This window comes from Streptomyces sp. NPDC050636 (assembly GCF_040654775.1).
Classification (GTDB): domain Bacteria; phylum Actinomycetota; class Actinomycetes; order Streptomycetales; family Streptomycetaceae; genus Streptomyces.
The window spans coordinates 12117-37405 of the sequence record NZ_JBFAIP010000005.1; the positions used below are offsets into that span (position 1 = coordinate 12117).

18 protein-coding genes are annotated in these 25289 nt (G+C 70.3%); 10 read left to right on the forward strand and 8 right to left on the reverse strand.

What is annotated here, in order from left to right; translation table 11 throughout:
* Positions 1-59: 59 nt before the first annotated feature.
* Positions 60-527, forward strand: a complete 468-nt coding sequence (locus tag AB0I10_RS07285) for an Lrp/AsnC family transcriptional regulator (protein ID WP_363151352.1) — start codon at positions 60-62, stop codon at positions 525-527.
* Between the two features lie 216 nt (positions 528-743).
* On the opposite strand, the gene AB0I10_RS07290 is transcribed toward AB0I10_RS07285, so the two are convergent.
* The gene (locus tag AB0I10_RS07290) at positions 744-1769 is read right to left on the reverse strand and encodes a lytic polysaccharide monooxygenase (RefSeq protein WP_363151353.1); all 1026 of its coding nucleotides are present in this window, start codon (positions 1767-1769) and stop codon (positions 744-746) included.
* Between the two features lie 474 nt (positions 1770-2243).
* Here AB0I10_RS07290 and AB0I10_RS07295 point away from each other — a divergent pair, with 474 nt between their 5' ends.
* Entirely contained in the window at positions 2244-3317 is a 1074-nt protein-coding gene (locus AB0I10_RS07295) for a YncE family protein (RefSeq protein WP_363151354.1), read from the forward strand.
* A 356-nt stretch (positions 3318-3673) separates the two neighbouring features.
* Complete coding sequence (locus tag AB0I10_RS07300) at positions 3674-4501, forward strand: class I SAM-dependent methyltransferase (protein ID WP_363151355.1); 828 nt, start codon at positions 3674-3676, stop codon at positions 4499-4501.
* Here the strand turns inward: AB0I10_RS07300 and AB0I10_RS07305 are convergent.
* Positions 4431-5360, reverse strand: coding sequence for a GNAT family N-acetyltransferase (locus AB0I10_RS07305; RefSeq protein WP_363151356.1), 930 nt, complete (start codon positions 5358-5360; stop codon positions 4431-4433). The two genes, AB0I10_RS07300 and AB0I10_RS07305, sit on opposite strands and share 71 nt — an antisense overlap.
* A gap of 188 nt (positions 5361-5548) precedes the next feature.
* Between AB0I10_RS07305 and asnB the strand changes: the two genes are divergently transcribed.
* The 4 genes from asnB to AB0I10_RS07325 all read left to right on the forward strand — a co-directional run bounded on the left by asnB (position 5549) and on the right by AB0I10_RS07325 (position 9868).
* The gene (gene asnB, locus AB0I10_RS07310) at positions 5549-7399 is read left to right on the forward strand and encodes an asparagine synthase (glutamine-hydrolyzing) (RefSeq protein ID WP_363151357.1); all 1851 of its coding nucleotides are present in this window, start codon (positions 5549-5551) and stop codon (positions 7397-7399) included.
* Positions 7400-7611: 212 nt separating this feature from the next.
* The gene (locus AB0I10_RS07315; protein ID WP_363151358.1) at positions 7612-8001 is read left to right on the forward strand and encodes a GntR family transcriptional regulator; all 390 of its coding nucleotides are present in this window, start codon (positions 7612-7614) and stop codon (positions 7999-8001) included.
* A 109-nt stretch (positions 8002-8110) separates the two neighbouring features.
* Complete coding sequence (gene ddaH / locus AB0I10_RS07320) at positions 8111-8887, forward strand: dimethylargininase (RefSeq protein WP_363151359.1); 777 nt, start codon at positions 8111-8113, stop codon at positions 8885-8887.
* A gap of 18 nt (positions 8888-8905) precedes the next feature.
* Positions 8906-9868 (forward strand): pirin family protein, encoded by a 963-nt coding sequence (locus AB0I10_RS07325; protein ID WP_363151360.1) that lies wholly within the window; start codon positions 8906-8908, stop codon positions 9866-9868.
* 177 nt (positions 9869-10045) lie between these two features.
* Here AB0I10_RS07325 and AB0I10_RS07330 read toward each other — a convergent pair whose 3' ends face one another.
* From AB0I10_RS07330 to AB0I10_RS07340, 3 genes are all read right to left on the reverse strand, one after another.
* Positions 10046-10855, reverse strand: a complete 810-nt coding sequence (locus AB0I10_RS07330; RefSeq protein ID WP_363151361.1) for a phospholipase A2 — start codon at positions 10853-10855, stop codon at positions 10046-10048.
* A gap of 148 nt (positions 10856-11003) precedes the next feature.
* The gene (locus tag AB0I10_RS07335) at positions 11004-11885 is read right to left on the reverse strand and encodes a CPBP family intramembrane glutamic endopeptidase (protein WP_363151362.1); all 882 of its coding nucleotides are present in this window, start codon (positions 11883-11885) and stop codon (positions 11004-11006) included.
* Positions 11886-12028: 143 nt separating this feature from the next.
* Positions 12029-12472: a hypothetical protein gene (locus tag AB0I10_RS07340; RefSeq protein ID WP_363151363.1), complete on the reverse strand. Its 444-nt coding sequence runs from the start codon at positions 12470-12472 to the stop codon at positions 12029-12031.
* A gap of 743 nt (positions 12473-13215) precedes the next feature.
* On the opposite strand from AB0I10_RS07340, the gene AB0I10_RS07345 reads away from it, so the two are divergent.
* Both AB0I10_RS07345 and AB0I10_RS07350 read left to right on the forward strand, forming a co-directional pair.
* Positions 13216-16116 carry an AAA family ATPase gene (locus AB0I10_RS07345; protein ID WP_363151364.1) on the forward strand — a complete coding sequence of 967 codons (2901 nt, stop codon included), beginning with the start codon at positions 13216-13218 and terminating at the stop codon, positions 16114-16116.
* 376 nt (positions 16117-16492) lie between these two features.
* Positions 16493-18280 carry a ricin-type beta-trefoil lectin domain protein gene (locus AB0I10_RS07350; protein ID WP_363151365.1) on the forward strand — a complete coding sequence of 596 codons (1788 nt, stop codon included), beginning with the start codon at positions 16493-16495 and terminating at the stop codon, positions 18278-18280.
* A 68-nt stretch (positions 18281-18348) separates the two neighbouring features.
* Here the strand turns inward: AB0I10_RS07350 and AB0I10_RS07355 are convergent, their stop codons facing one another.
* A complete protein-coding gene (locus AB0I10_RS07355) occupies positions 18349-19461 on the reverse strand; it encodes a DUF5925 domain-containing protein (protein WP_363151366.1) in 1113 nt (370 codons plus the stop codon).
* Between the two features lie 162 nt (positions 19462-19623).
* On the opposite strand from AB0I10_RS07355, the gene AB0I10_RS07360 reads away from it, so the two are divergent.
* A complete protein-coding gene (locus AB0I10_RS07360) occupies positions 19624-20901 on the forward strand; it encodes a xylan 1,4-beta-xylosidase (protein WP_363151367.1) in 1278 nt (425 codons plus the stop codon).
* A gap of 31 nt (positions 20902-20932) precedes the next feature.
* On the opposite strand, the gene AB0I10_RS07365 is transcribed toward AB0I10_RS07360, so the two are convergent.
* Together AB0I10_RS07365 and AB0I10_RS07370 are read right to left on the reverse strand one after the other, a co-directional pair.
* The gene (locus tag AB0I10_RS07365) at positions 20933-24316 is read right to left on the reverse strand and encodes a lipopolysaccharide biosynthesis protein (RefSeq protein WP_363151577.1); all 3384 of its coding nucleotides are present in this window, start codon (positions 24314-24316) and stop codon (positions 20933-20935) included.
* 175 nt (positions 24317-24491) lie between these two features.
* Positions 24492-25262: a polysaccharide deacetylase family protein gene (locus tag AB0I10_RS07370; protein WP_363151368.1), complete on the reverse strand. Its 771-nt coding sequence runs from the start codon at positions 25260-25262 to the stop codon at positions 24492-24494.
* Positions 25263-25289: the final 27 nt, after the last annotated feature.

Genomic DNA, 25289 nt, shown 5'->3' on the forward strand with positions numbered 1-25289 from the left:
GAATGATCCATTTTGGCTGAGGCCGAATGAAATTCGGTGGATGCCGCACCATGGATGCCATGGACGACATTGATTCGGCGATTGTCCGCGAACTGCAGCGAGATGCACGGCAGACCAATCGCGAGCTGGCCCGCATTCTGAACATCGCCCCCTCCACCTGCCTGGAGCGGGTCCGCGCGCTGCGCGCCCGCGGTGTGATCACCGGCTACCGCGCGACGGTGGACCTGCGCGCCCTGAACCGCCCCGTACAGGCGCTGCTCACGGTCCGCATCCGCCCCATGAACCGCGAGGTCATCGAGCGCTTCAAGGCGTTCCTGACCTCCTTGCCCGAGGTCCTCAACGTCTATGTCGTCGCAGGCGGCGACGATTTCCTCGTCCATGTCGCCGTCCCGGACGTCGACCGGCTGCACGCGCTCCTGATGGACCAGGTCTTCAAGCGCCGCGAGGTCGTCGACTGCCGCAGCTCGGTGATCTATCAGCATGTCGCCAACGACATCATCGAGGCGCTACCGCCCAACGGGGCGTGAGGAGAGGGCCCGTGGCGGGACCGTTCGCGACACGACCGGCTCGTGACGGGATGGCACTGGCATAGGGCCTGTCCGATGGGTCAGGGTCGGAAAGGCCCTGACGCAGCGCGACGCCGCCCCCTGGGTGAAGAAGGGGGCGGCGTCGCGGGATGCCGGGGGCTGTCGCAGTCAGCCCCCGGCGGGACCGTACCGGCCATACCGGCCGGCGCGCCCGGATCAGCCGCGGTGCCGGGCGGCCTTGCGGCGGGCGGTGGTGAACAGGACCGCGGCGCCCGCGGCCAGCACGGCGGCGCCCCCGATGGCGAGCGGGCCGGTGGAGCCGTCGCCACCGGTCTCGGCCAGCCGCTGACCGTCGGCCGGCTTGGAGCCGCCGCCGTTGGGGTGCGGGCCGTCGGAGCCGGAACCGCCGCCCAGCGCCGGGTCGTCCGCACCGGTCGCCGGGGCCGCATCGGTGTGCTTGGTGCCGCCACCGTGGCCGTGCCGGCCCGTGCCGATGGACGACTTGCCGGCGCCCTCGGCTATCTGGGTGTCGGTCGGGGCGGACGCGGTGGGGGCGGGCGCGGCGGAGGAGCCGCTGCCCGAACCGCCGCTGCCCGAACCGCCGTTGTCCTTGCCGAAGACGACGTCGGAGCAGGTGTAGAAGGCCTCGGGGCTGTCCGAGCGCTGCCAGATGCTGTAGATCAGATGACGTCCGGACCTGGCGGGGACCTTGCCGTCGAAGACGTAGTCACCGTTGGTCAGCGTCGGGTCGGTGACCTTCGCGAACGGCTTGGACTCCAGGTCGGACCACTTCAGCGGCTTGGTCGGGTCGTAGCTGCCCTTGGTGATGTACAGCTCGAAGGAGCCCTTGTGCGGGGCGGTGGCCTTGTAGTGGAACGTGTGCTTGCCGGCCGCCATTTTGGAGGACGGCCAGTCGGCGCGCGGCAGGTCCAGGCCCTTGTACGTGGCGTCGTTGGCGCTGCAGAGCTTGCCGTCCGGGATCTTCTCCTTGGACTGGCCGCCGGCGTTGCCGTCGCGGACCCCGTTCCAGTCGTAGAAGGCCTGCGTGCCACCGGCGGCCACGGCGGCCTTGCACGCCGCGGACCGGGGGCTCTCGGGGCCCTCCGCGTAGCAGGCCGAGACCCGGCTGACCGGGTCCGTCATCGAACCGTGCGCGGCGGCCGGGCTCGCGGCGAGAGCGGTGAGCGCGAGCGGGGCGATGCCGACCAGTGCGATCCCGGTGGCCTTGCGACGAGCGGTCATCGTGGGGGTCTCCTTCATCAGGTACGTCGAGGGGGGCGGGGCGGGAGGCGGCGGTGGGGGGTCGGGACACGTACGACGGTGCCGCCCCCCGTTGAGCGGCGCCGACGGCACGCAAACCCGCCTCGCGAGAAGCACGCTAGCCACGCTGAACAGCCGATTTGAGGGCCGAAGGCGGATCCTGCGGATCGTTATGGTGCGCTTAAGACGGGACTAAGCGGGGGCACAGGCAGGCGGGGCGAAAACGGGCATCGGGGCCTGCCCGCCATACGGCCGCACGTCACCTCACCCGAATGCGTCACCCAGCAACCTGCGACGTCCCCACCGACAGATCTCACAGGTCCTCGCGCGGGCACCCGGGACCGGTTCACTCCCCCGGGGCAAGGGCGAGGGCTGGCTGGCCGGTAGCGCGCCTGCATGATCCCCAGATGCCTGATCTTGTGACACCGTAATGATCACTACTCATCCAGGAGAGCCATGCAACGTTTTCCGCTGGCCAGCACTCCGCCCGGCAAGGCACCGGGCCGGCCCCGTCCGGGCACGCGGTCTCCGTCCCGCCGGAGCCGTCGCCTCTGGTGGAGCTCGGCCACCGCCCTGCTGCTGCCCTGCGTACTGGTCGCGGCCGCTTCACCACCGAAGCACGCGACCGGACACGTGGCCCGCTATCCGGTGCGCGTCAGCGCCTATGTGGCCAACAGCGGCTCAGTGACCGTCTCGACGTATGACACCCGTCTGGAACGCCGGTTCGGCGCCGTCCAAGTGGGCCACGGCCCGACCGGGGTAGGAGCCGCTCCGGACGGCGAAGAGGTCTACGTCGCCAACAGCCGTTCCAACACCGTCTCCTTCGTCGACACCGCCTCCCGGCTGCCCACGGCCGTCGTGCGAGTCCAGAGCCGGCCCTTCGCGGCGATGCCGACCCGTGACGGCCACCGTGTGCTGGTGGCCAACTTCGGCTCCGACACGGTCTCGGTCATCAGCGTCCGATCCCACCACGTGAAAGCCACCGTGCCCGTGGGGCGGCTGCCGCACAGCATCACCACGGTGCCGGACGGACGCGCCTATGTGACCGATAACGGCGATGGCGCGGTGACCGTCCTCAGCAAGGACTCGCATGCGATCCGGGACATCCCGGTGGGGGACTTCCCCAGCGGCATCAGTTCGTCGCCCTCCGGCCACCGGGTGTACGTCTCCAACACCGGTTCCGGCACAGTGTCGGTCATCGACACCCACACCAACACCGTGGTGGCCACCCTGCCGGGCGGCCGGGCGCCGCTGGGAAACGCGGTCAGCCCCGACGGCAAGCGCCTCTATGTCGCCGATTCGGCCCGGGACTGCCTGCTGATCGTCGACATCCCCACCCGCCATGTCGTCGCCCACGTTCACGTCGGCGTCCAGCCGCAGGGAGTCGCCATCACCCCTGACGGCCGACGGGTGTGGGTGACCAACGAGCAATCCGACTCCGTATCGGTGATCGACCCCTTCGACCGGGAGGTCCGCGTCACCCTGCCGACCGGACACGAGCCCGAAGGCATCGCCATCACCCCACGCTGAGCTTGACGTCAGGGACCACCGGCTCGAAACCCGTGGATCAGGGCCGGTAGTGGCGCGTATCCAGGTCATCCTTGCGGGTGATCTGGAGAACTCTCCGGGGGGTGTACACGGCCCGCCCGGGAGGTCACGAGGAAGTCTGCGGTGTACCCGGGGAGATGCCGCAGGACACCGTCCGGCTCCTACGCCGTCGAGTACTCCATCGAGTGAATCACAGTGACGACGGGAACCGTCCAGGCGGGGCGAAAACGGGCATCGGGGGGCCATCGTCCGCCGGCCGCCCCCATCGCCCCTCCCACGCCATCACCCTTCCGCCTCGTCGCCCCGCCGTTGTCAGTGGCCGCTGGCACCATCGGGACATGAGCACCGACCAGGCTTCCGACCAGGCGTCCGGCCACGCTTCCGACCACACTTCCGACCAGGCCTCTGGCGAGCCCGCCGACCAGGCCGTCATCCCGACTGCCGACCAACCCCTCAGCCCGCCCGCCGGGCAAGCGGAATCGCCCCTGCCGACCCCCGACGCCGCCTACTGGGAAGCCGCCGCCGAGGCCTTCGACGACGAGCCCGATCACGGCCTGCGTGATCCCGCCGTCCGCGCCGCCTGGGACACCCGGCTGCGCTCCTGGCTGCCGTCCCTGCCCGGCGACATACTCGACCTCGGCTGCGGCACGGGGAGCCTGGCTCTGCTCGCCGTCGAGCAGGGGCACCGGGTCACCGGCGTCGATCGCTCAGCCGGCATGATCGCGCGGGCGCGCGCCAAGCTCGCCGGGCGGGACGCCGGGTTCCTGGTCGGCGACGCCGCCGAACCACCCGTGGGGGAGCGGCGGTTCGATGCCGTCCTGGTGCGCCATGTCCTGTGGGCGCTGCCCGATCCGGCGGCCGTGCTGCGCCGCTGGGCCGGTCTGCTCGTGCCCGGTGGCCGCCTGGTGCTGATCGAGGGCCGCTGGGGCGAGGCCGACCCGATAGGCATCCCGGCTAGCGAACTGGCAGCTCTCACCACACCGTTGGCGGAACGTATGCATCTGGAACAGCTCTCCCACGACGCCGCCCTCTGGGGCAAGGAGGTCAACGACGAGCGATACGCGCTGATTGTGCATACGGCGCCCGGCCCCCACCTCACCCCCGCCCAAGCCCGCGTACACACCGCCATTCGGCGCCCGACGGCCGGTAGCCGAGGGCATGGTTGATCGCGAGCATCGGGGCGTTGGCGGCGTCGTTGCCGGTGAAGGCTTCGGTGCAGCCGGCGTCCCGGGCGCGGCGCAGGGAGTCGGTCTTGGCGAGGCGGGCCAGGCCCTGGCCCCGGTAGGCACGGCGGGTTCCGGTCATGCCCGAGGAGTAGCGGCCCAGGCCGTCGGTCGTGGCCAGGCTGTAGGCCGCGATCTCGCCGTCGACGGTCACCACCGAGGTGAGATCGAGGTCGATGTCGGGATGCTCCCAGGTGTGCAGCAGCCAGTCCTCGTAGGCCATGGCGTCGCTCGCGACATCGCCCGGCTCGTCCGCGGTGGCCTCGGCGTCCGCCATGAACAGCGGATACGGGTCGGCCCCGAAGTCCGCGCCGGTGCACAGCCGGACGCCGGGCGGGCGGGTGGAGGGGAGCGGCGGCAGGTCGGCGGCGGTGAGGTCGAGCCGCAGGAAGCGGGCCGGCCGGGTGCGTCGGTAACCGCGGTGCTCCGCGAAGGACAGCGCGCCGGGCTCGTCGACCGCCCAGGCGAAGAGACGGGTGGCGCCGACCGTGGCCAGATGTTCCTCGGCCGATGTCAGCAGGGCGCCGCCGACGCCCCGGCCCCGGTGGTCCGGGTGCACCTGAGGCGTGGCCGCCGCCTGGCCCGGGACGCTGCTGTCGTGCAGCAGATGGCTGCGGACCGCGCCGACGACCCGGCCGTCCAGCTCGGCGACGAACAGCCGTTGACGCTGCGCCGCCGGGGCGGTGGCGACCTGCCAGGCGACGCCCTGCGGAGTGGAGATCAGCGACGGCAGCGCGGCGCGCCGCAGGTCGGCGACGGCCTTGGCGTCGGAGCGCCGGAAGTCGCGCACAGTGATCGTCATGGCCGCGGACGGTACGCCGCTGCGTGCCCCGCTGCCTCTCAATTTCCGCAGAGCGGTGTCCGGGTGGCTCATTCCGGACGGTCGCCGACGGCATACATGGCATCTGCATCTATTCGGGCGTACGGTGATCACCGCAGGCCACCGCGGGGATGCGGCGGCCCGCCGTAGACGAAGGAGGAGCCGCCAGCATGTGCGGAATTACCGGATGGATCTCCTACGACAACGACCTGACCACGCGGCGCCGCACGCTTGACGCGATGACCGGGACGATGGCCTGCCGCGGCCCGGACGCCGCCGGCACATGGCTCGGCACGCACGCCGCGTTCGGCCACCGCCGCCTCGCCGTCATCGACATCGACGGCGGCAGACAGCCCATGAGCGTCGAACGGGACGGCCGCACCCTGATCGTCACCACCTACAGCGGCGAGGTCTACAACTACCGCGAATTGCGCGCCGAGTTGGAGAAGCTGGGCCACACCTTCCGTACGCAGAGCGACACCGAAGTGGTGCTGCACGCCTACCTGGAATGGGGCGAAGCGTTCGCCGAGCGCCTCAACGGCATGTACGCCTTCGCGCTCTGGGACCCGCGGACCGAGGAACTCCTGCTGGTCCGCGACCGGATGGGCATCAAGCCGCTCTTCTACCACCCCACTCCCGACGGCGTCCTTTTCGGCTCCGAGCCCAAGGCGATCCTTGCCCACCCGGCCGCACGGCCCATCGTCGACGCCGAGGGCCTGGCCGAGCTGATCACTTTCACCAAGACCCCCGGCCACGCCGTCTACAAGGGCATGCACGAGGTGCGTCCGGGCCATCTCGTCCGTGTCAGCCGCCGCGGCCTGACAGTCAAGCGCTACTGGGCACTTGAGGCCCGCGAGCACACCGACGACCTCGGCGCCACCATCGCGCACGTCCGTGAGCTGCTCGACGACATCGTCGCCCGTCAGCTGATCGCCGATGTGCCGCTGTGCACCCTGCTCTCCGGCGGGCTGGACTCGTCCGCCATCACCGCGCTGGCCGCCCGCGCGCTCACCGCCGGGGGCGGCGGCCCGGTGCGCTCCTTCGCCGTCGACTTCACCGGCTATACCGAGAACTTCAAGGCCGACGACATGCGCGGCACCCCCGACGGCCCGTACGCCCACGCGCTCGCCGAGCACGTACGCTCCGACCACAACGACATCGTTCTGGACACCGCCGCCCTGACGGACCCCGGCCACCGCGCCGCCGTTCTGGCCGCCCGCGATCTGCCCAACGGCTTCGGCGACGGCGACACATCCCTCTATCTCCTCTTCAAGGCGATCCGCGAGCAGTCGACGGTCGCCCTGTCCGGCGAGTCCGCCGACGAGGTCTTCGGCGGCTACAGCTGGTTCCACAACCCCGAAGCCGTGCACGCGGATACGTTCCCCTGGATCGCCGCGGGCGTCGCCGGCCGGTTCGCCGGCGGCAACGCCACCCGCGAGGCGCTGCTGGACGCCGGACTGCTCGGCAAGCTCGATCTGGGTGGCTACGAGGAGCGCCGCTACCGTGAGGCGCTGACCGAAGTCCCGTACCTGGACGGCGATACCGGACTCCAGCGGCGGATGCGCGAGATCAGCTATCTCCACCTCACCCGCTTCGTGCAGATCCTGCTGGACCGCAAGGACCGGGCCAGCATGGCCGTCGGCCTGGAGGTCCGCGTCCCGTTCTGCGACCACCGTCTCGTCGAGTACGCCTTCAACACCCCCTGGTCGATGAAGACCTTCGACGGCCGGGAGAAGTCGCTGCTGCGCGCCGCCGCCCGCGACGTACTGCCCGACCTGGTCGCCGACCGGGTCAAGAGCCCCTACCCCAGCACCCAGGACCCGCGGTACGCCGAGGCGCTGCGCGCCGAGCTCAAGGAACTGGTCGCCGACCGCGATGCCCCCGTGCGACCGCTGCTGGACATCGGCGCCGCCACGGAGGCCACCGCCGACGGCGCGACAACCGACATCCGTCCCGGCGCCGAACTCGTCCTCGGCATGAACGCCTGGCTGCGGACGACGGGGACGACGCTGGAACTCTGACCACGGGATCCCGCGGAACTCCGTCCCGGAGCTCTGACCGCGGAGTTCGTGGAGCCGTAACCGGTCCGGAGGCGTGAACCGCGCAGGCGGAACGCCCAGTTCCCGGCACGGCGGGCGCTCCTGGCGCACAATGGGTGCGACAAACCGCGCACCGACGGATGCGAGCATCTCGCGCACCCGCCCGCCCCACCACCAGCACCAGGAGCGCCACCGTGTCCCCGCAGACCCTCACGATCACCATCGACCCGGATGCGGCCGACGCACCGTTCGAGCAGGTACGCACCCAGATCGCGGACCAGGCCAGGGACGGCGGCCTGCCGGTCGGCTACAAACTGCCCACCGTCCGCGGCCTCGCCGAAGACCTCGGCCTCGCCGCCAACACCGTCGCCAAGGCCTACCGCGCCCTGGAGACCGACGGTGTGATCGAGACCCGGGGCCGTAACGGCAGCTTCATCGCGGCAGCGGGCGACGCCGCCGACAAGGAGGCCGCCACGGCCGCCGAGAGCTACGCGCGCCGCGTCCACCGCCTCGGCCTGGACCGCCGCGCTGCCCTCGCCGCCGTCGAGAACGCGCTGCGCGCGACGTACGGAGCGAACACCTGACTCTTCCCCCCGGTGCGGTACCGGGCAGCACCCAGCGGACCGCCAAGGACGGCAGACACGGCCACGCACCACTGCAAACCCCACCCGCCACCCACCCGAAAGAAGCAGGATGCCCAGCCAGCACGCCCTCGTCCGCCGCCCCGGCCCCCGCCTCTCCGAGGGCCTGGTCACCCATATCGACCGGCAGCCGGTGGACCCCGCACGCGCGTTGCGCCAGTGGGAGGCCTACGTCCAGGTGCTGCGCGACCACGGCTGGCAGACCACCGAGGTGGCCCCCGCCGACGACTGCCCGGACGCGGCCTTCGTGGAGGACACCATGGTCGTCTTCCGCAATGTCGCGCTGATCGCCCGCCCCGGCGCGGACCTGCGCAAGCCCGAGACCCGCGGCGCACGCGAGGCGGCGGAGGCGCTCGGCTGCTCCGTCAACGAGGTCCGGGCGCCCGGGACGCTCGACGGCGGCGACGTACTGAAGATCGGCGACACCGTCTATGTCGGGCGCGGCGGTCGTACGAACGCGGACGGAGTACGCCAACTCCGTTCTGTCTTCGAACCGTTGGGGGCCCGAGTCGTCGCCGTACCGGTGAGCAGGGTGCTGCACCTGAAGTCCGCGGTGACCGCGCTGCCGGACGGCACCGTCATCGGCTATCCACCGGTGGTCGACGACCCCGCCGCGTTCCCGCGCTTCCTGGCCGTCCCGGAGGAGGCCGGCGCGCATGTCCTGCTGCTCGGCGGCGGCAGACTGCTGATGTCCACCAGCGCGCCCAAGAGCGCGGAGCTCTTCGCCGACCTGGGGTATCAGCCGGTGCCGGTGGACATCGGGGAGTTCGAGAAGCTGGAGGGCTGTGTGACATGCCTGTCCGTACGCCTGCGCGAGCTGTATGCCTGACCGCCATATCGTGACGGTATGAGCAATCTCGACCTCAAACCCGCGGCCAACCTGTGCGGCGGGAACGCCCGTACGGGCCCGGTCCGCGACGTCCAGCCCGGCAAACAGGTGCTCCTCGGCGAGAGCACTGTCGTCCGTCGGCTGCTGCCCAACCTGGGCCGGAGGATGGTCGGCGCCTGGTGCTTCGTCGACCACTACGGCCCCGACGACATCGCCGACCAGCCCGGGATGCAGGTGCCGCCGCATCCGCACATGGGCCTGCAGACCGTCAGCTGGCTGCGCGAGGGCGAGGTGCTGCACCGCGACAGCCTGGGCAGTCTGCAGACCGTACGGCCGCACGAGCTGGGCCTGATGACGTCGGGACGGGCGATCGCCCACTCCGAGGAGTCGCCCCGCGATCACGCCCCGATGCTGCACGGTGCGCAGCTGTGGGTGGCGCTCCCCGGTGAACACCGCAATGCCGCCCCGGCCTTCGAGCACCACACCGACCTGCCGGTGATCGCCGGTGGCGGTGGCCTGTCCGCCACCGTCATCCTCGGCGACCTGGCCGGCACCACCTCGCCCGGCACCACGTACTCCCCGCTCGTCGGTGCCGACCTCACCCTCGCCGCCGGCACGGACACCCGGCTGCCGATCGACCCCGACTTCGAGTACGCGGCCCTGACCATCTCCGGCGAGAGCGAGGTCGACGGAGTACGGCTGACGCCCGGCGCCCTCCTCTACCTCGGCTGCGGCCGCACCGAGTTGCCGCTGCGCGCCGATGTCGACAGCAGCCTGATGCTGCTGGGCGGCGAGCCGTTCACGGAGGACATTGTGATGTGGTGGAACTTCGTGGGGCGGTCGCACGAGGACATCGCCATGGCCCGCGAGGACTGGATGTCCGGGGCCCGCTTCGGTGAGGTGCGGGGCTATGACGGGGATCGGCTGGCCGCTCCCGAGCTGCCGCCGCTGCCGCTGAAGCCGCGGGGGCGGGTGCGCTGATCCGGCGCTGTGGGGGAGGACACGGGCGCGGCTGCTCGTATGACGAGCGGAAAGCGCCCCGCGGTCCATCCGCCACGGGGCGGAACGCGGGGCGCTTTCCCTTCCCGGCGCGGACTCCCCCCACGGGATCCGGCCGGGTGTCTGGTGGTTGCCGGGGTGTTTCCCCGTCCGGTCTGCCTAGCCGGCGTCTTCAGCCGGGTCGGAGGAGCCGCCAGCCGGGATCTCAGTGGCGTCCTGGTCGGGCGTCACATTCGTGCCCTGGTCACCGTTGTCGGGTTCATCGGTCTGTGTGCCATCGCTGGGTCTTTTGGACCATGGGCACTTACTGGGCTTGTCGGACTTTGGGGCGCTGCCGCGCTCGCCGGGCTGAACGCCGGTGTCCTGGTCGTCCAGGCTGCGCCCGGATCGGTGGTTGTTCGGATCGGACTGTGTGTAGGGGCTGTCGGCGCTCCCGTCGTATGCAGGGAGCCCGTTCACGGCGCTCGGAAGCGATGATCCGACCCCAGCGCCGAGTGCTATGAGGATCTCCTGGTACTCCGGGACCTTTCCGTCCGCGTTGAGCTTTTGGAGGTCATCCTCCAGCTTCCAGTCGGCGTCACCCTTGCTTTTCGCATTCCACAGGCCGTTTTGCTGCAGGCTACGGTAGGCGACGTCGTGTCGTACGCAGGCGTCCTCTGCAGGCCCGCCCTTGAGGTGTTGGGCAAGCGGCTCGGGGACGGAGCAACCATCGCTGTCCCACCGTATGCCGTCCTGATCCGGGGTCTTGTCCTTGGGATCGTGCTTCTTCGCCTCCGCCGTGAAGTCCTCAAGGGGGAGGTCCATCAGCTGATTGAACCTTTCCTTCGGAAAGGGCTGCTGAGGTGTCCCCGCCTGGGCGTTGGCGGCGATGAGTCCGATTCCGGTGATGCTGAGGGCTGCGGTGGCAATGCCGACCGACAGCCGCCGCCGCGGCGTACGCGGTATCAGTGCCGCGCGATGGGTTCCCATGGTTTGTCTGTCTCCCTTGCTGGTGGGTTCGCTTTTTCTTCTTGCTGTGGTGATGACTGGGGTGTGCGCTGGGGTGTTTGCTGACGGTTTCTGCGGGTGGTTTCTGCGGGCGGTTGCGCAGATGCCTGCGGAGGCGGTCCGCGCGCCGTCACGGTGGACCTTCGAACTTGTCGGGTGCGGAGGAAGGGCGGCGCCTGAAGAGGATGAGCATGACCGTTGCGCCGACTCCGGTCAGAGCGATAGCGGTGTAGTGCCAGGCGAAAGCGCCGTACTGCCCGTCGGCGCTGACCGAGATCACCAGGATGGTCGCGAAGTTATAGGCGCCATGAATCCCGATGACCCCCCAAATGCCGCTTCGGTGAAGCGTGTAGAGGCCGGCGAAAACACCGAAGGCAAGGCTGTGAATGACCGCCAGAGTGGTATTCGCGCTCACGAGGAGATGGAGGCAGCTGAACAGTACGGCCTGAATCAGCACCGCTGCGGAGATATGCCAGCGGCGGGCCAGTAGAGGCAGCATCCAGCCGCGGAAGATGATTTCCTCCACACCGGCCTGGAACGTGCTCATCGTCATCCACAGGGGAGCGAACGCGATCAGCGTGGATGCCGGAACGCTGACGCGCATGGCGGTCCACCCCCTGGCGGCGGTGACGATCAGAGCGCCGACAGCGATGACCAGTCCCAGCAGACAGCCGCTGGTGAACTCGCGCCCTCGTTGCGGTGTGCCGAGCCCGAGCGCGGTCAGCGGCCGGTGCTCGCAGAGGATCACCCAGACGGCCAGTAGCGCCAGCAGCCCGCCGAATACGACGAGATCGCTCAGCGCCGACGCAGCCGCGCCCCGTGGACTCCACAAGGGACGGTCCAGGCCCTGTGTGATCGGCTCGCCCGCGATCCCCGCCAGTGTGGAGAGCAGGGCGTCGGCAAGGAACAGGCCGAGGTAGAGGAGTACGACCCGGCCTGTTCCGGGGGGAACCGCGGTGTCAACGGCGGGCGCGGGACCGATCCGCGGGGTGGTAGCACCAGGCTTGTACACGAAGTCTTCTCCTCATGGGCCGGCACGGTGCCCGGTCCGACGGATCCTGTTCGGACCGGGCACCTCCGCCGTGCCGAGATGCCGCCGTGCCGCAAAGCCGCCGTGCCGCAAAGCCGGAATGGCGAATGTGGGAATTCCGCCGGTCAGCGGCTGAAATCGCTGACCGGGTCCGGTGCGCGGTCTCCGTCGAGGTCGAAGATCTCCCGCTCGGGCTCGTCATCGGCAGGGAAGACAACCGGCTCGGACTCGCTGTCGGCCGGGGCGGTCGGGGAGTCTCCGTCCAGGTCGAAAATCTCCCGCTCGGGTGCGGGGTCCTCGGTCTGCGCGGCATCGTCGTCCGACTTCATGTTGTCGATGTCCACCGCCTTGGCTCCGCCCTTGACGACGTCCGAGCCCGGTCCGTCGAAGATCTTTCCGAAGAGCTTGAGGAGCGCCTTTCCGCTGCCCTTGAGTTGATGGCCGTCGACGGCGGTGGCGGGCGCGCTGTTCGGCGCGGACGCGCTCGCCAGGGTGGCGGCGCCGGCCGCACCGCTACCCAGGACGACGGCGGAGAGGGCGAGCGCGCTCACCGTTATTCGGCGTTTCATGAGAAGTTCTTCTTTCCTTCGGTTCTTTCGGGGGTTCCGCACGCACCTGTTGCAGATGCCGTACGGATAAGGGGGCCGACAAGCTGCTCGGCACTGGTATGCCGGGCTCTGCGTGGTCGATCCGCATTCACCATGCGCCGGCCGGGCGCGCGCGTCACCGTAGGTCGTACCGAAAGCTTCCACTGGCAGTCCGCAGTGCCGATACCGGCCGTACGGAATTCGCTTTAAGGGTCAACAAGTAAAGGTGTGTTGGGATGTGATGAGCGCCTATTCGAATGAGCCCGCAAACGGCAGGAGCCGGTCGCTCCATGCTGTGGAAACGGGCAGGCAGGATTGCCCATTCGGTCAACGGGAATGCCGAATGCCTCGCACGGTGCCGCGCTGACCTGCGTAAATATCAGGTGGGGCAGCGGCTCAAACGGGCAAGATCTCTTGATCTACGGGATCCTCGAAAGGTACCGGGTGGAGGTATAAATTCTGGTACACGCGGCCCCGCCAACCCCCATTCGCAGGAGCCCCTTTGACCTCTTTGAGCAAGGCGCCGTGCCGAGTCGACAGGGCCGGAGCCGATAACACCGGAGTCGATGATGCCGGGAATGTGCTGTGGCTGGACAGTCGAGACAGTCGAGCCATGACCGGCAGGCCGATTCCGCAATCATCCACAGCAGTTCGTACGTCCGGTGGTCGGCCGATCGGTTCGGCGCCGGCCCCGTTGCGGGCCCGTAAAGGACGCGTTCTCCGGCGTGATTGAGCACATAACCGAAGCCGACCGCGAAATGAGCGCCGACCCCTCCGGGCTGGTGGAGCGGGCCGTGGAATTCGCCGACCTGGCCTCGCTGGTCGAGGAGGCGAGCGGTGGCGGGGAGGCGCTGGCGCTGATCGAGGGCCCGGCCGGGGTGGGCAAGAGCACCCTGCTGGCGGTGGTGACCCGGCACGCCTCCCGACGAGGGCTGACGGTACTTCAGGCCAGCTGCTGCGGGCTGGAGCAGGGCCTTTCGTTCGGTGTGGTCCGCCAGCTGCTCGAACCGGCCCTCGACGCGGCCGGTCCCGGCGAACGGGCTTCGCTGCTGGCCGGGGCCGCCGGCATCGCCCGGGCGGTCTTCGAGCAGCAGACCGAGGACACCCAGTCCGGCACCGATCCGCTGGACGTGCCCTTCTCCCAGCTGCACGGGCTCTATCTGGTGGCGGTGCGGATGGCGGAGCGTGCGCCGCTGCTGCTCCTGGTCGATGACGCGCACCGAGCGGATCTCCGCTCACGGCAGTGGCTGACCTACCTGGCGCGCCGGTTGCGTGGCAGCCGGGTATCGCTGGCCGTCGCGGTGCGCACCGGTGAGAGTGCGGCCGACGATGCGCTGACGGCTCAGCTGGCCGCCCATCCCGGATGCCGGCGCCTGTGGCCCGGACCCCTGTCGCCGACCTCCGCCGCGCAGTGCATCGGAACGGCGGTGGGTGCTGAACCCGGCCCCGAGGTGGCCGAGTTGTACGGACTGGCCACCGGCGGCAATCCGTATCTGCTGCGGGCGCTGGCCGACGACCTCGCCCGCAGCGGCGTTCCGCCGACGGGTCCGGAGCTGCCCAGGGTGGCCGCGCTGACGGCCCGTTCCCTGGTTCACCACCTGCCGGTTCTGCTGCGGCGGCACTCGCCCGCGGTCCCGTCGGTGGCCGCCACGGTGGCCGTACTGGAAAGCATTTCCAGCATGGCGCTGCTGCGGGAGGTCACCGGGCTCGACGATGTTGCCGTGGCCGGCGCGGTCACCGTCCTGGAGCAGGCCGGTCTGCTGGAGCCGGGGCCGCCGTGGCGGCTGCGCCATCCCCTGCTGCGGGAGGCGCTGCTGGCCCAGGCGGATCCGGACCACCGGCACGAGCTCCCCGCCCGTGCGGCCGGCGCCCTGCTGGCTCTCGGCGGGGACGAGCGGGAGGTGGCGGGGCTGCTTCTCGCCACGGAACCGGAGGGACAGCAGTGGCGGGTACGGGTGCTGCGGGAAGCCGCCCAGCAGGCACTGGACCGGCACGATATGCACAACGCCGGCGCGTACCTGCGGCGGGCACTGCGGGAACCACCGGCTGAGACCGACCGTGCCGCGATCCTCGCCCAACTGGGCATTGCCGAGGTCCACACGGACCCGGCGGTCGCCGCCGAGCATCTGCGTACGGCTGTGGACGAGGAGCCCGAACCGGCCCGGCGCGCCCAGCTGGTCCCGCACCTGGCCGAAGCGCTGACCCGTACCGGCCGGGCCGAAGAAGCCATCGGCCTGTTGGATGCGCTCGCCGACGAGATCCCCGAGGCCGACCGCGAGTCCCTGTACCGCCTGTGGGCGCAGGGCATCCTGCTGCTGTTGGAGGAGACCCCGCGGTTGGCGGATGTGTGGATCAACCAGGGCGGCATCGGCGACGACCTGCCCGGTGACACTCCTGGACAGCGTCTCCTGATGGCGGCGCTCGCGCTGAAGAACACCCTCACCGGGCAGTGCGCGCGCACCACCGCCACGTTGGCCGAGCGCGCTCTGGCCCGGTTCGGCCCGCCCGCGGATCCCGTGCTCACCGGTGCCTTCGGCATCATCGCGCTGCTGCACGCGGATCGGCTGGACGAGGCCGCGGGCTGGTACCAGCGCGTGGTGGGTACCGCGTTGGAGGGGCAGCCGCCGCCGCTGCGGTCATGGCTGCTGTCCATCCGGACCGAGGTGGCCTACCGGCTGGGAGACCCCCGCACGGCCCTGGGCTACAGCAGGCAGGCGCTCGACCTGGCACCGGCCGACCAGCGCTACCGGCCCTTCTCCACTTCCCAGGCCGTTCACGCCCTGCTCGACCTCGGTGATGTCGCCGAGGCCGCCCGGGTGTGCCGGGGCCCGTTCGAGGGACCGGTGGGCAGGCACTGGAGCTGGACGCCGCTGTTCGCCGCGCGGGCCCGGCTGCGGCTGGCGCAGGGCCAGCCCCGGGCCGCCCTGGCCGATCTGGAGGAGTGCGGCAGCCGTCAGATGGCGGGTGGCTACGACAACCCCGCGCTGGTCCCATGGCGCTCCGAAGCCGCCCTGGTCCACCGGCACCTCGGCGACCGTGCCACGGCGACGCGCTTGGCCCGGGAGGAACTGGAGCTCGCTCGCGCATGGGGCAGTCCGCGCACCGTCGCGGCGAGTCTGCGCGGCCTCGGACTGCTCCGTACCGGCCCGGCTGCGATCGACTCACTGGCCGAAGCGGTCACCCTGCTGGAATCGATACCGGCGCGCGTCGACCTCGCGCACGCCCTGACCGACCTGGGCGAGGCCCTGCACAAGGACGGGCACGTCAAGGAATCCCGTGCTCGGCTCCGGCAGGCCCTCGACCTGGCCGACACATCCGGTGCCGCGCCGCTGACCGAGCGCGTGTACCGGGCGCTGCTCGCCACTGGCGCCCGCCCGCGCCGTAAACGGCTGTCCGGCGTCTCCGCGCTGACCAGCAGGGAATGCCGTATCGCCACCCTCGCTGCCGAGGGGATGACCAACCAGCAGATCGCCTCGACGTTGTTCATCACCTGCCGAACCGTGGAGTTCCATCTCACCAGGGCCTTCCGCAAACTCGACATCAACGGACGAGGCGACCTTGCCCGGGTGCTGGGCGGCATGGAGCCAACCGGCCTGGAGCAGCCAACCGGCATGTCCCACCGCTGATCACCGCACCAAGCCCCCGGTGCCCTGCCGATGACCGCCCGCGGCGCCCCGCGTCGACCATTCCGGCCATCGCGCCGCCGGCGCGCTTCTCGGTGTCCGCGGCTGCCTCGCACGATGCCGCTTCGGCGGTTGTCGCCATCACATGCAGTGCGCCTCCTGCGAAGACCCACGCGAAATCACCGAACATGACCGGTCGGTCTCGCTGTGCCGTCCGCAGGTATTGGCGATGCCCACCGCAGGAACCTGCCGTAGATATTTGCGGGGCGGGGCCCAGAGACAGGCACAGCTGTATCCGCAATCCGTTGTGTACCCGGCGGCGGGCGTCATTGACTGGCACTCCCTTCACGACCGACCAGGAAGGAGGCAGGCCGCAGAAATGTCTGATCTTCAGCAGGTGGACGTCATGGCCGGCGCCGACTCCGTCGCGACGTCCGGGCCGGGAAGCGGTCAGGAAGCCGTGCCGTGGGCCGAACTGTCCGACGCGGCACTCGTCTTGATCCTGCGCATCCCCGCGATACGCGTGCCGACGGGCCGACGGGTATCCGCGGCGGAAAGACGGATATCCACGGAGGAAATCCGGGCCCGCAGAAAGAGGATCGGAAAGGCCGCGGCCGAACTGCGCCGACGTCACCTTCCCGCCCTGCTCGACTATGCCCGTCTGTGCGGAGGTGCGGCATCCGCCGAGTCCCTGGCCCTGGAGGCGTTCCAGAGCGCCGTGCGCGACATCCGTACCGCGCCAGGTGTCGAGCAGCCGTTGCGGTACGACCTGCTCCTTCATGTCCCGCAAACCGCGGTCCGGTGGGCCGCCGCCGGCCGACGAGAAGACCTCGCTCCTGACTTCGTCGCCTGGCTGGATGAGGCCGCGCGGGGCGGCCCCGGCCAATCGCCCGCCGTACGGCCATGGGTGGACGACAGCCGGGTACTGCGGGCCTTCCGCCGGCTACCGGAGCGAGCCCGCGTCGTCCTGTGGCACGCCGTCGTGGAGCACGACGACCTCGCGGAGACCAGCCGGTTCCTGGGCGTGCAGCCGAGGACCGTGCACCTCGTCGGGCAACGTGCTCTGGAGCATCTTCGCCGGGTCTGCCTGCAGGTACACGCCGACCATCCCGACGATGAGCAATGCCGCCGTTTCGGCTCGCTGTTGGAAGCTGCCACCCGCCGCGGTGGCGCGCGCGCCAGTGATGACCTCGATCAGCACCTGGCCGAATGTCCCTCCTGCTCTCGTCTCCGCGCCGATCTGGCCGCTATGAACGAGCATCCGGACGCGGTGCTGGCACAAGCCCTGCTTCCCTGGGGTGGTGCCGCCCTGGTGGCCGGGAGGCGCCCCCGCACTCATGGCCGCCACGCGGCTGCCCACGCCGCCCACAAGACCGTATCCGCCTCGGGCGCCGGGCGGCTGCGTTCCCTTGCCGGCAGGTTCCCGGCGGCGAGCATCACAGCGGCCGTGGGGCTGACCGTCGCGGCCGCCGCCCTGGTTCCACTGCCGATGACGGGCGGCAACACCGGCTCCGCCGCCGGCCCTCCGCCCGGGGACACCTCCCGTTCCGCCCCCGACGCGAGGGCGACCGCCACCCCTGCGCCTGCCGTCAGCACGACACCCGAACCCAGAGACCCGCCATCGCCCAGGCACTCGGCCGAGCCCGCCAAGAGCCACGCACCGTCCCCCCGGCACAGCGCTCCCGCCCGTCCGAGACCCGCCCCGGTGCACGCACACGCGAAGGTCCGCACGTACACCGAGCTCATCAACGGCCGGTCCGGCCTGTGCCTGGACGTGCAGGGCCAGTTCCCGCAGTACGGCGCGGACGTCGTCGCCCGCACCTGTGCGGGCACCCCCACACAGAAGTGGCATGTCACCGGCGACGGGTTCATCCGCAACTACGCCGACCCCGGCTTCTGTCTGGATTCCGGTGGCAGTGTCCACGGCTGGGTCGGGGTGTGGAGTTGTGCCTTCTCGGCGGACGAATCCGAACACGACAAACAACTCTTCGGTCGTGGACCGGATGGCTCGCTCATCCCCCTGGCCAATCCCGTATTCCCCGACCGGCGCTTCGCCCTGACCCCCTCCGGCGAGAGCTCAGGCTGCGGAGTCGGTATTGCGGCGGTCCACTCCGAGCCCAGCCAGGCGTGGCGTACCGGGGCCGTGGCCTCGGTACCGATCACGTAGCGTAGCGATCGGGCGAGCCTCGCCGGCCTCCCCTCACAAGTACATCCCCCTCACAAGTACATCTCCCCTCACAAGTACATCCCCGCATCCGCGCCCGATTCCTGGGCCGGGACCGATGCCGGGCGGGTGCCGCGGCGCAGTGCGTACAGTTCGGCGAGGGAGGCGCCCTCGCGGCCGATGCCCTCTTCCGTGCCGAGCCAGTTCGCCGCTTCCCTGCGGTTCAGCGGGCCGACCTCGATACGGGCCAGACAGCGGCCGGGGCGGACCACCGCGGGGTGCATCCGTTCCAGGTCCTCGTTGGTGGTGACGCCGACCAGGACGTTGCGGCCCTGGCCGAGGAGCCCGTCCGTGAGATTGAGCAGCCTGGACAGGGCCTGGCCCGCGGTGTGCTTGGCCTCGCCGCGGATGAGTTCGTCGCAGTCCTCCAGGAGCAGCAGCCGCCAGCGGCCCTTGCCGGTGCTGTCGTCCTCGCCGATGGCGATGTCCATGAGGTAGCCGACGTCGTTGAAGAGGCGTTCCGGGTCCAGTACGCAGTCCACTTGGCACCAGTCGCGCCAGGAGCGGGCGAGCGTACGCAGCGCGGAGGTCTTGCCGGTACCGGGCGGGCCGTGCAGCAACAGCAGCCGGCCGGCGATCTCGTCCGGTGCCACCTTCATCAGCCGGTCCATCGCCTCGGCCACCGGCGCGGTGTAGTTGGGCCGGATCTCCTCCCAGGTGCCGGCCGAGATCTGCCGGGACGTACGGTGCGGCCCGCGGCGCGGCGAGTAGTACCAGAAGCCCATGGAGACGTTGTCCGGCCGCGGTTCCGGCTCGTCCTCGGCGCCGTCCGCCGACTGCCGCAGCACCTTCTCGGCCAGCTCGTCGCTGACGGCGGTGACCGTCACATCGGCGCCGCGGTTCCAGCGGGAGATCAGCAGCGTGAAGCCGTCGCCCTCGGCCAGGGTGGCGCTGCGGTCGTCGTCGCGCGCGGAGCGCAGAATCCGCGCGCCGGGCGGCAGCAGCGTAAGACCGGACTTCACCCGCTCTACGGAACAGCTGCGGGCGTAGGGCTGGTCGCCCGTGGCGAAGCGCCCGAGGAAGAGCGCGTCGACGACATCGGAGGGGGAGTCGCTGTCGTCCAGGTTGAGACGGATCGGAAGGGACTCCTCGGCGGCGGGCGGCTGGATGCGATCGGCACACATGCGGCCATGATCCGCCATACCGTCCCCCACGTACACGGATTATCAAGGCTAGTCTTGTCCGCTGTGCGACGTCTTGGTGGGAAACGTCAGCGTCAGCGGCAACGTGGGGTCTCGGCGGTCGGGATGGGGGTCGGGGTCGTCGTGGGGGCGGGTGTCCTCGCGATGTTGTTGCTGGTGTGCGGAATTCCGTTTGATACGCGGTCGCCGCATGCGTCGTCTGCCGCGCGGCCCGGCATCGGCTGGGGATTCACCCACACCCAATTCAGCGCGGACCAGGGTACGGATCGTGCCGTCGAGCGGGCCGAACGGCTGTTGTCCGCCAACCCGGTGCCGCAGAATCAGCACATCATGGGCTGGGGTGCGCGGAATCCCGAACCGAGCCCGGGGCATTATGACTTCACCGATCTGGACCGTCGTATCGCATTCGTTCGCCGGACCGGTGGCACACCTGTGCTGACGCTGTGCTGCGCGCCGGACTGGATGAAGGGCGGCCGGGCCGGCGACACCGACTGGAGTGCGCTGGAGAAGGCCCCCGACCCGGCGCATTATGCGGACTTCGCCGCCCTCGCGGGGAAGATCGCCCGACGCTATCCGGACGTCCGGAACTTTGTTGTGTGGAATGAATTCAAGGGGTTCTTCGATGATTCGCTAGGGCGCTGGAATTATGAGGGGTACACCCGCCTTTACAATCTGGTCCACCGGGAAGTCAAGAAGGTGAATAGGGATAACCGGGTGGGCGGGCCCTACGTGGTGATGGACAGTCAGGTTTCTGGGGACGGAGAGTATGCCTCCGAGCTGAAAGGGACCTGGGGGACGGTCGATCGACGTTCGCTCGACGCCCTCACGTACTGGAACCGGCACAAGACGGGAGCGGATTTCGTCGTCGTCGACGGATCCAGTTACAGCAAGAGCCATCGCTACGCGCCGGACCCGTTCGCGGCCACCCGGAAATTCGCCGATGTGGGGCGCTGGATCCGCAAGGAGACCGGGCTGCCGTTGTGGTGGGCCGAGTGGTACGTCGAGGTCGCGGACGAGAACGACAAGCGGGGTGGCTGGACCGAGCGGAAGCGGACCGCCGCGCAGGCCACCGCGCTCATCGAGATGGCGGCGGGCGGCGCCACCGGCGGCTTCTACTGGAACCCGCAGAACGAGGGCGCCGACTGCCCGGGATGTCTCTGGCGAAGTACCGAACTCGCCGATGGTGGGCGGGAGTTGGCGATGATGCGGCTGCTGTCCCGGTTCTCCCGTGCCTTTCCGCCGGGGACGCGGCCGGCCGATGTCGACGTGGCGGGGGACGGCCGTTCGGCGGTCCGGGCGCTGGCCGGTGGCCGGACGGTGCTGGTCGTCAACACCGGGAGCCGGCGGAGCTCGGTGACTGTCGACGGGCAGGGCGTGGCACTCGACGGCTATGAGGTGCGGTGGCTCAAGCGGGCAGCCTGATGTGCTGCCCGTGCCCGTAGCTCAGCACCCCTCACGACATCGTCATGAATCGATGGACGAGTGACGCGAGAAGGACGAGCAACGGTGCGATTGCCAGCCGGAACGAGACTTGTAGCCAGCGGCGTTGGCGCGCGCCGGGTACGCAAGCGACCCGAAGCGCCTCGCGGGCCGCCAGCAACAGCATCGCCACGACCGCCGCAAGCGCGCCGATCACCGACCACGGCGTCCAGGTCACCTGCGGTCCGGCCGGGCCCGGACGCGGCTGCGGCACCTCGCCCACCGGTTGCCGGACCGGCTCGTACACCGCCGCATGCTCATTGGACAGCACTCGCCGCAGCTCCGGCCGCCGGTCCAGGGCCGCGCGCAGCCGCCGCTCCCAGTGCTGCCCGTAGCCGGCGTCCAGCCGTAGTGACTCCGACTGACCGTGGTTGACGATGAGATACGACCGTGGCCCGGCGTCCCGGAGGGCCGCGATGACGGGGGCTGTCAGGGTCGGGTCACGGGGGGCCGGGGTCGGTACGTACTGAACCCGGTCCATGTCCTTGGCGCCCCAGGGCATCGCCGGGGTGACGTGGTTGACGGGGTCGTCGCTCAGCCACAGCAGCCGGACCGTCGGCCGGTCATGGGCGTAGACGTACTCCATCGCCGCGACCTCGCCGGGGCGGATCCGTTCGAACGGCTCGTTGCCCCAGCGGGCGACGAGGAAGCCGAAGGCGAGGACCAGGCCCGTCAGCAGCGCGGCCAGCAGACCGGGTGCCGGGCGCCGACCGGTGCCGATGTGTGGGAACAGCGCCAGCGCCGCCAGCACGCACGCGCCGGGCAGCGCGAACAGAAAGACCCGCAGCGCCATCTCGCCGCCGTAGGACTGCATCCCGAAGGCCAGGAACGGGACGAAGGTCAGAGCCAGTAGCGAGTGTTGGGTGAGGCCGACCGCTCGTCGGCGCAGCACACCCCAGCAGGCCAGTGTCAGGACCCCGCCCGCCAGTGCCACCCGGGTGTAGAGGACGAGCATGTGGGTGCTGTCGCCGCCGCCGATCCGGTCCGTTACGGAGGAGGAGACATTGCCGCCGATGCCCCCGAGGCCGCCGAACAGCTCGTCGAAGTGTCCCGACCAGTACGGCTCGGCCAGAAAGCCCACCCATGACGCGACCATGACGGCCAGCAGCAGCGGGAGGCCGCGGAGAGTGGAGCGGCGGAGCAGCACCAAGGCCGTCAGGACGCCGAGCATCACGAACGGGGTGAGCTGATGGCCCGCGACCGATGCTGCGAACAGCGCGATCAGTACGGTGAGGAGGAATACGAGCCGTCCGCGGTTGGCCGGTTGTGCCGTCGCCTCCGGACGTCGGAACCACACCAGCAGGATCGCCACAAACGCGAGGTAGAGGAGATAGGTGAAGCCCTGGGGCGAGAAGTAGTCCTGGCCCACCCAGCCGCACAGGACGAACAGCCAGGCCGCGCACCACTTCGCCCGCCAGCTCACCCGGATCGCCTTGAGAAGGAGGAACAGCGGGGCCAGAAAGAGGAGTTGAAGGGTCAGCGGCCACCAGCGCAGCACCTCGGTGAAGTCGGTGATGCCGCACGCCTCGGCCACGAACTGCGCTGCCGCGAAGAACCCCGGCCAGCTCCAGCGCGCGTCCAGGTCCGGTACCGCGGAGCCGGTTCTGCCGAGGTGGTCGAGGAAGCCCAGATGCTGCCAGGCCGTCGCGAAGCGCGGCTCCGTCTCCAGTACGGCGGGGAGGGCATGCAGCGTCACCACCGTCACCAGCAGTACGGCGGTCAGCAGGACGCGCCGCGGCCGGGACAGCCACAAGGCGCAGCCGAACGAGGTGACCAGCAGGGCGACTCCGGCCAGCGTCGTGGCGGGCAGCACGGAGACCAGACCGAGACCGTTCATCCGGTCCAGGTCGGCGTCGCCCATGCCGCGGAGCGGCAGCCAGAACAGTGCGAGTGCGGCGGCCAGCAGTACCCATACCGCTGCGCTTGGCCTGGGCCGACAGGCAGTGCCCGTACGTTGCCGGGTACGGCGCCGTCGCTTCTTGTCGCCGCTGCGCGGGGCTGCCGGGCGCCGCGCCGGTCCTTGGACGCCGGAGTCCGCGTGCGGATCCGGCCCGTCCGCCCGCACCCCGTCGCCGAGATCCCCGTACACCGCCAGATCCGCCAGATCGCCGTCCGGGGCGAGGCTGTCCACCGGGACCCGGGCGAGGGGCGTGTACGGATGCCCGCGCAGCACCCGGCCGAGCCGGACGGCGGCGATCGAGACGATCAACGTCAGGGCGCAGACCTCGGCGACCCCGGCCCCCGCCAGCCCCATCCGCGGCAGCAGCACCAGCGTCATTCCGAGCACGAGGACGCACAACAGGCCCTGCATGTAGGCGAGTCCCGTCGTCCGGCTCTGTGCGCGCAGCACCGCGAAGTAGACCTCCATCACGACGCGCAGCACCGCCCCGACGGTGAACCAGCGCAGCAGCGGCGTCGCCGCGTCAGCGTATCCCGGGCCGAAGACGCCGAGGATGTACGGCGCGAAGAGGAAGAGGAGGAGGCAGGCCGGGACCATGATGAGGGCCATCCGCCGCAGGGCGGCGCGGGTGTGCTGCGCCAGCCGCGCCGGATCGTGCGCCCCTTCCACGGTCAGCGAGGCGCCCATGTTGATGGCGAGCACGTTGACCGTTCCGCCGATGGTGGCGGTGATGTAGAAGTATGCGTTGTCCGACGTGCTGACCTGCGAGGCCACCAGCACCGGGATGAGATGGACGACGGCGAGGGAGAACAGCGAGCCGGTGTAGTCGCCGGCCAGGAAGCGGCCGATCTCCCGCAGGGACGGTGGCCGAACGGTCCGCGCCGTCGCCCACGCCTGCCGCGGGACCAGCCGCCGGAACACCAGCCAGCCCAGCGGAATCACGGACACCGCGATGGCCGCGACCCAGGAGACGAACACACCCGCCGTGGGAATCGCGGTGGCGAACGCCACCAGCAGCCCCAGCTTCACCGCCGAGAAGAGGAGGTTGCCGACCGGTACCCACAGCGCGCTGCGCAGTCCGGTCAGTACGCCGTCCTGAAGGGTGAGCAGTGACCAGGCGACGACGGCCAGGATGAAGCCGAGGCCGTTGAGCGGGCCGTGCAGAAAACGGTAGGAGGGGCCCCACAGGTCGAGGGTGAGAAGGAAGACGGTCGCGGCGAGCGCCACCACGACGGAACTGCCCGCGTACGTACGGAAGATCAGCCGTCCGGCGGCCCGTCCGGCGACCGGGAGGAAGCGGGTCAGCGCGCCGGTCAGCGTCAGTGCCGTCAGCCCCGCCAGCAGCTTCATCGCGGCGATGGCCGCCGAGCCCTGGCCGACCGCCGCCTCCGTGTAGTAGCGCGCCGCGACCAGCCAGAACCCGAGGCCGAGCAGCCCGGATATACCGGTGTTCAGCATCAGTGCGTAGGCATTGCGGAACAGTGGATTCCGGGAGTCCCGTGCTGGTTCGCCCGGCTTCCGGTCGCCGTCCTGCCGCTCCCGTTCCGTGCGCCCGAGCCCATCGGCCCGGGTGGTCGTGTCCGTCACGGCTCCTCTGCCCTTCCTTCCGTCAGAGGCGCGCGCCGTACGGTTTTCAGCCGTCGGGCACACACAGCCGGACCGCGTGCCGCGCCCTGCGGACCACTGCGTACCCCTTGGTGAGTACCCGATCCCGGGCGAAGACACGGGCGATACCGCGACCCTCGACGATCCGCGCGAACTCCTCGGTGCTCATGCCTCGTCGCACCGTCAGTCGCGCCAGCGCGTACGGCCCCTGGTGGCGGTCCGCGAGTGCATTGCCCACCGCGAGCGCCTGCCGGAAGCCCAGCCCGCGCACCGTCCGGCGCACCCGGCGGCTGGAGTGGCCGTACGGATAGGCAAAGGACTCCGGCACCGCCCCGGTCTCCTTGGCGATGATCTCCTTGCAGCGCAGCACCTCATGGCGCAGCCGCTCGTCGCCGAGCCCGTCCAGCCGCGGATGACTGTGGCTGTGCCCGCCGATCTCCGTGCCGGCCGCGGCCAGTTCCCGCACCTGGCCCCAGGAGAGCATGGCGTCCAGTCCGCCGCCGCTGTCGTACGGGCCGCGCAGCCACCCCGTCGAGACGAAGAGGGTGGCCGCGAAACCGCGCGCGGCGAGGGCCGGCAGTGCATACCGGTGTACGCCTTCGTAGCCGTCGTCGAAGGTGATCAGCACCGGTTTGGGCGGCAGCGGGCCGCCGCCCCGCCAGGACGCGGCGAGTGCGGCGGTGGTCAGCGGGGTGAAGCCGCGTTCGGCCAGCACCGCGAGCTGTTCCGCGAACGCCCCGGGTGCCACGGACAGCTCCCGTATGGCGGGCGTCGGTGCCGCCTTCACCGCGTGATACATGAGAATCGGCACCTTGCACGGTTCACC

Excerpts from the sequence above, each read along its gene's own strand:
- AB0I10_RS07300 (WP_363151355.1), top strand. The coding sequence starts at position 3,674 with ATGAGCACCGACCAGGCTTCCGACCAGGCGTCCGGCCACGCTTCCGAC.
- AB0I10_RS07355 (WP_363151366.1), bottom strand. The coding sequence starts at position 19,461 with ATGTGTGCCGATCGCATCCAGCCGCCCGCCGCCGAGGAGTCCCTTCCG.
- AB0I10_RS07340 (WP_363151363.1), bottom strand. The coding sequence starts at position 12,472 with ATGAAACGCCGAATAACGGTGAGCGCGCTCGCCCTCTCCGCCGTCGTC.
- AB0I10_RS07305 (WP_363151356.1), bottom strand. The coding sequence starts at position 5,360 with ATGACGATCACTGTGCGCGACTTCCGGCGCTCCGACGCCAAGGCCGTC.
- AB0I10_RS07370 (WP_363151368.1), bottom strand. The coding sequence starts at position 25,262 with ATGTATCACGCGGTGAAGGCGGCACCGACGCCCGCCATACGGGAGCTG.
- AB0I10_RS07365 (WP_363151577.1), bottom strand. The coding sequence starts at position 24,316 with ATGCTGAACACCGGTATATCCGGGCTGCTCGGCCTCGGGTTCTGGCTG.
- AB0I10_RS07330 (WP_363151361.1), bottom strand. The coding sequence starts at position 10,855 with ATGGGAACCCATCGCGCGGCACTGATACCGCGTACGCCGCGGCGGCGG.
- AB0I10_RS07295 (WP_363151354.1), top strand. The coding sequence starts at position 2,244 with ATGCAACGTTTTCCGCTGGCCAGCACTCCGCCCGGCAAGGCACCGGGC.
- AB0I10_RS07325 (WP_363151360.1), top strand. The coding sequence starts at position 8,906 with ATGAGCAATCTCGACCTCAAACCCGCGGCCAACCTGTGCGGCGGGAAC.
- AB0I10_RS07350 (WP_363151365.1), top strand. The coding sequence starts at position 16,493 with ATGTCTGATCTTCAGCAGGTGGACGTCATGGCCGGCGCCGACTCCGTC.
- ddaH (WP_363151359.1), top strand. The coding sequence starts at position 8,111 with ATGCCCAGCCAGCACGCCCTCGTCCGCCGCCCCGGCCCCCGCCTCTCC.
- AB0I10_RS07290 (WP_363151353.1), bottom strand. The coding sequence starts at position 1,769 with ATGACCGCTCGTCGCAAGGCCACCGGGATCGCACTGGTCGGCATCGCC.
- AB0I10_RS07285 (WP_363151352.1), top strand. The coding sequence starts at position 60 with ATGGACGACATTGATTCGGCGATTGTCCGCGAACTGCAGCGAGATGCA.
- AB0I10_RS07360 (WP_363151367.1), top strand. The coding sequence starts at position 19,624 with ATGTTGTTGCTGGTGTGCGGAATTCCGTTTGATACGCGGTCGCCGCAT.
- asnB (WP_363151357.1), top strand. The coding sequence starts at position 5,549 with ATGTGCGGAATTACCGGATGGATCTCCTACGACAACGACCTGACCACG.